Annotated in this window: 3 protein-coding genes and 1 pseudogene; 2 read left to right on the forward strand and 2 right to left on the reverse strand. The window is 69.4% G+C overall.

The window, feature by feature from the left end:
- Positions 1-71 precede the first annotated feature (71 nt).
- Positions 72-797, reverse strand: a pseudogene (locus tag ACFE76_RS19955) (AMP-binding protein); the annotation flags it as partial.
- A gap of 67 nt (positions 798-864) precedes the next feature.
- Here ACFE76_RS19955 and ACFE76_RS19960 point away from each other — a divergent pair.
- On the forward strand, positions 865-2,136 hold the full coding sequence (locus tag ACFE76_RS19960) for an aminotransferase class I/II-fold pyridoxal phosphate-dependent enzyme (protein WP_375433536.1): 1,272 nt from the start codon (positions 865-867) through the stop codon (positions 2,134-2,136).
- A 108-nt stretch (positions 2,137-2,244) separates the two neighbouring features.
- On the opposite strand, the gene ACFE76_RS19965 is transcribed toward ACFE76_RS19960, so the two are convergent.
- Positions 2,245-3,096: a bacteriorhodopsin-like gene (locus ACFE76_RS19965; RefSeq protein WP_375433537.1), complete on the reverse strand. Its 852-nt coding sequence runs from the start codon at positions 3,094-3,096 to the stop codon at positions 2,245-2,247.
- 230 nt (positions 3,097-3,326) lie between these two features.
- Between ACFE76_RS19965 and ACFE76_RS19970 the strand changes: the two genes are divergently transcribed.
- Complete coding sequence (locus tag ACFE76_RS19970; RefSeq protein WP_375433538.1) at positions 3,327-4,286, forward strand: beta-carotene 15,15'-dioxygenase, Brp/Blh family; 960 nt, start codon at positions 3,327-3,329, stop codon at positions 4,284-4,286.
- Positions 4,287-4,667 lie beyond the last annotated feature (381 nt).

Genomic DNA, 4,667 nt, shown 5'->3' on the forward strand with positions numbered 1-4,667 from the left:
TCCGGGTTCGTCTTGGCGGCCTCCAGCAGCGCGATGTACATCGTCGGGACGCCGAGGAAGATCGTCACCCGGTCCTCGACGATGGTCCGCAGCGCCTCCTCGCCGTCGAACTTCGGCAGCAGGGTCAGGCAGGCACCGCCAGCCATCGCCGCGTTCAGCCCGCAGGTCTGGCCGAAGGAGTGGAAGAGCGGCAGTCCGCCGAAGATCACGTCGCCCGGTCCGTTGGGCATCAAGGTCTCGACGGTGGTGGTGACGTTGCTGCTCAGGTTCGCGTGGCTGAGCTCAGCGCCCTTGGGCGACCCGGTGGTGCCGGAGGTGTAGAGGATGACGGCGGTGTCGGACGGCTCGACCAGCGCGACCTGCGGAGTCGGCGCCGTCGCGCCCAGCAGCGCCTCGAACTCCTGCGGCACGGTCACGACCACGTCGGTCCCCGTCGTCGTGGCCGCCTTCTGCGCCTCCTCGGCGAACAGCGGGAACACCACCGCCACCTTCGCGCCGGAGTCGGTCCAGGCGTAGGAGATCTCGCCGGCCTTCAGCAGCGGGTTCATCGGCACCACGATCGCCCCCAGCCGCAGGATCGCGTAGTAGGCGACGGGAAAGTAGGCGACGTTCGGCATGATCAGCGCCACCCGGTCGCCCGCGCGGACGCCCCGCTCGGCCAGCACGGTCGCGAAGCGGGACGCGGCTCCGTCGAGGGCGGCGTAGCTGAGGATCGTGTCGCCCTGCTTGATGGCGGGCAGGTGCGGGTCTGCGACCGCGCGGTCGGCCACCCAAACGGCGATGTTGGAGTTCGGCATGGATCGAGACTAGATCGCACTCGGTAGTGTGTCTGGCGGTCCGAACCCCTGCCCGAAGTGGAGCACCATGTCGTTGTCCGAGCTGAGTCCCGAGGAGCTGACCGCTCTGCACACCGAGCTGACGGGCGCCTACGACGCCCTGGTCGCGAAGGGGCTGAAGCTCGACCTCACCCGAGGCAAGCCGTCGCCCGAGCAGCTCGATCTCTCCAACGCCCTGCTGAGCCTGCCCGGCGAGAATCACGTCCGCGACGCGTCCGGGACCGACGTCCGCAACTACGGCGGTGGCCAGGGCCTCCTCGAGCTGCGCGAGATCTTCGCCCCCCTGCTCAACGTGCCGGTCGAGCAGCTGGTGGCCGGCGACAACGCCAGCCTGGCCGTGATGCACGACAGCATCGTCTTCTCGTTGCTGCTGGGCACCGTCGGCTCGCCCGAGCCCTGGTCGCGGGGACCGGTCAAGTTCCTCTGCCCGGTCCCTGGCTACGACCGCCACTTCGCGATCTGCGAGCAGTACGGGATCGAGATGGTCCCGGTGCCTCTCGGCCCTGAGGGCCCCGACCTGGACGTCGTCCGGTCGCTGGTGGCTGCGGACCCCAGCGTCAAGGGCATCTGGGTCGTGCCGACCTACGCCAACCCGAACGGGGCCGTCTACTCCGAGCAGGTCACCCGCGCCCTGGTCGAGATGCCGACGGCAGCGCCGGACTTCCGCATCTTCTGGGACAACGCGTACGCGGTGCACCACCTCACCGAGGTCGAGACGCCGGCGCTGGACGTGCTCGGGATGGCCGCGGCCGCGGGGAACCCGGACCGGGTCTTCCTCTTCGCCTCCACCTCCAAGATCACGTTCGCCGGGGCCGGGGTGTCCTTCTTCGCCTCCTCACCGGCTAACGTCGCCTGGTACCTGGGCCGGCTCGGCAAGCGGACCATCGGCCCCGACAAGGTCAACCACCTGCGGCACGCGATGCTGTTGGGCAGCGCAGACGGCGTCCGAGCGCTGATGCGGGCGCACGCCGCGATCATCGCGCCCAAGTTCGAGCTCGTGAGCAAGATCCTCACCGAGCGGCTCGGCGAGTACGAGGTCGCCGAGTGGACCGACCCGGACGGCGGCTACTTCATCAGCCTCGACGTGGCGGACGGCACCGCGACCCGGGTGGTGGCGTTGGCCAAGCAGGCCGGTATCGCCATGACCGGGGCGGGGGCGGCCTTCCCGTACGGCCGCGACCCGCGCGACCGCAACATCCGGATCGCACCCACCATGCCGAGCACGACCGACGTCGCCGCCGCCATCGACGGGCTGGTGACCTGTGTGCTGCTGGCCGGCGTCGAGCAGCAGCTCGGCTGATCCGCTGTGTGACGGCTCGCTCCGCCGACACGTCCTGTGCGCTGCCGGGCAAGACGCCACCTCCTGTCGGCTGATGAGCCGGCAGGAGGTGGCGCTCGTGGACGAGGGTCAGTTCTTGACGCGAACGGCCTCCACCGGTGCGGCGGTCAGAGACTCGCGGGCCTCTTCGTGGCTTCCCTCGACGGCCCCGAAGGCCGGGTCGTCGGCGAAGGACTTCATCCGGGCGATCCGGAAGATGAGCAGCCCGTAGAGGGCCTTGGCCAAGATGTCGGCCACCGAGTAGCCAGCCTGCTTGCCGACCCAGGCGTCCGCGCCGTCGAAGCCGAGGAGCGGGACGAGGTAGGCGATCGGGTACACGCCCCACGTCGCGACGAGCAGGATCCGCATCCTCGACACGGTGCGGCGTACGGCGGCGGGCTGCCGGTCCAGGGAGCGGGTCAGCTCGACGAACAGCACGTAGAGGATGTAGAGGAAGGGCACGGTGGAGAGCAGGCCGAACAGGTGCCGCGTGGGGTTGTCCGAGCTGATCTCACCGGGGTAGCCCAGGGCGATCATGAGAGCGGCGGCCGGGATGAGCCGGCGCAGCAGCGACGCCTGCAGCTTCCGAGCCAGGGTCAGCACGACCACCAGCTCCACCAGCAGCAGCGGCACGGTGAGCAGCCAGTCGACGTAGCGGTAGCCCTCGTTGAAGGAGCGACCAACCGCCTGGGTGTACACGCCCTGGCCGCCAACCGCATCGCTGACGTAGGCCTCCTTGAAGGAGGAGAAGATCCTGAAGTAGTGGTAGGCGGCGATGCCACAGACCACCGCGGAGACCACCAGGGCCTGGCGGTAGCGGGCGAGCACGCGGGGCTGCGAGATCACCAGGAACAGTGCGGTGAAGAGCTGCGAGGCGATCACCAGCGACAACAAGTTGTAGACGGTGTCGTACTGACCTTGGGTCAGAGAGTCGGGTAACACAGTGGGCCTCCGTTGGACGTGTGTTTGGGCAGTCGCCTTTCCCGGTCAGTCCTTCGGAGTCGAAGGAAAACCCGGTTCCGTCGTTCCTGCTGCGGCGGATTTGACACTACCCGCGCCGCCTCCGAATATCCATCTCTCGACGCCTCAGTTACCCGCCTGCTGAATCACAAGAGAAATATGGGGCCAGGAGCATCCGAATGAAGGGGAGGAGGAGAAATACATGGGTTGTGATGACCATTGCGGCAATCTGGTCCCGTCGGCTCGTGGTGGCGGCCCTCGTGATCGCTGCGGTCGCCTCGTTGCTACCGGCCGGCGCTCAGCAGGTCGTCGTCCTGGTCCTCGCAGCCGCCGGACTGCTGGCGGGTCTGCCACACGGATCCGTCGACCACCGCCTCGCTGCTCAGCTCACCGGCCGGCCGGTGCTGGTCGTCGGAGCCTGCTACGCCGCCGTGGCCGTGCTCACCTGGGTCCTGCTCATGACGACCGGTCTCCTCGCGCTGGTTCCCGTCCTGGCGCTCAGCCTGGTGCACTTCGGTCTGGGCGAGCTCGAGGTCGTCCGGGCGACGACGGGTTGGCGTCCGTCCCGAGCCGTGTCCGTGGCGCTCGCGGTCGCCGGCACGGGCGCCCTGCTGCTCCCGCTAGCCCGCTCGGGCGTCCAGCTGGCGGGGGTGGCGGTCTCCATCTCGCCGTCCCTAGGAGCGCTGCTGACCCTCTGGCCGGGCCGGGCGGCCGTGGCGGCGGTGTGGGCGCTCGCGGCCGCGGTGACGGTGGTCGCCGCTGCTCGGGCTGGCCAGCACGGCGTCGTGCTGGACGTCTTGCTGGTGGGGGCACTGGGCGCTCTGGCGCCTCCGCTGGTCGCCTTCGGGGTGTGGTTCGGCGGCTGGCACGCCCTGCGTCACTGTGCCCGACTGCTGACCGCCGACGGACCGTCGGCGGCTCTCCTGGCGGCGGGAGAGCAGCGACAGGCCGTCCGCGCGCTGACCCGGGCTTCAGCCTTGCCGACGCTGGCTGCGGTACTCGTGCTCGCGGGTCTGGTGACCGCGGCTGTGTCGGCGGCCGACCCCGACGCTGCGCTCGGCACGACACTGCTCGTACTCCTCGCGCTCACGGTGCCACACATGCTGGTCGTACTGGGAATTGACCGGGTGAGCAATTCCGCTCACGCGTCACGGCTGCCAGGTGCCAGCTGAGTCGAGAAGTGGGCAGCGCCATCCGATCGGTGACTGGACCCCCCTTTTCGCCTGAATGCGGGAAGGGACAAATAACGCGGGGACCGACGTAGGTGAGTACCGTCGGATGTGGAGGCACCCGATCTTGGACAATTCAGTGCTGTCGCAGTTCTAGGAGGGTGGTGTCAAAGGCCGACCTACCGCGCGGCACCCGGGCACCTGCTCGCTACGGCCGCCGTTCGACACCACCCTCCGAGTCGGTCTCATCGGTCGATACCTTCCCTGGCTTGTCCGCCGACCTCACCGCCCAGGACCCCAACCGGGACCGAGGGCTGGCCGATGTGCAGCCGGACCCGGCGTCGCCCCCCCCCCCCCCCCCCCCCCCCCCCCCCCCCCCCCCCC

The organism is uncultured Friedmanniella sp., assembly GCF_964244005.1.
Classification (GTDB): Bacteria; Actinomycetota; Actinomycetes; order Propionibacteriales; family Propionibacteriaceae; genus Microlunatus.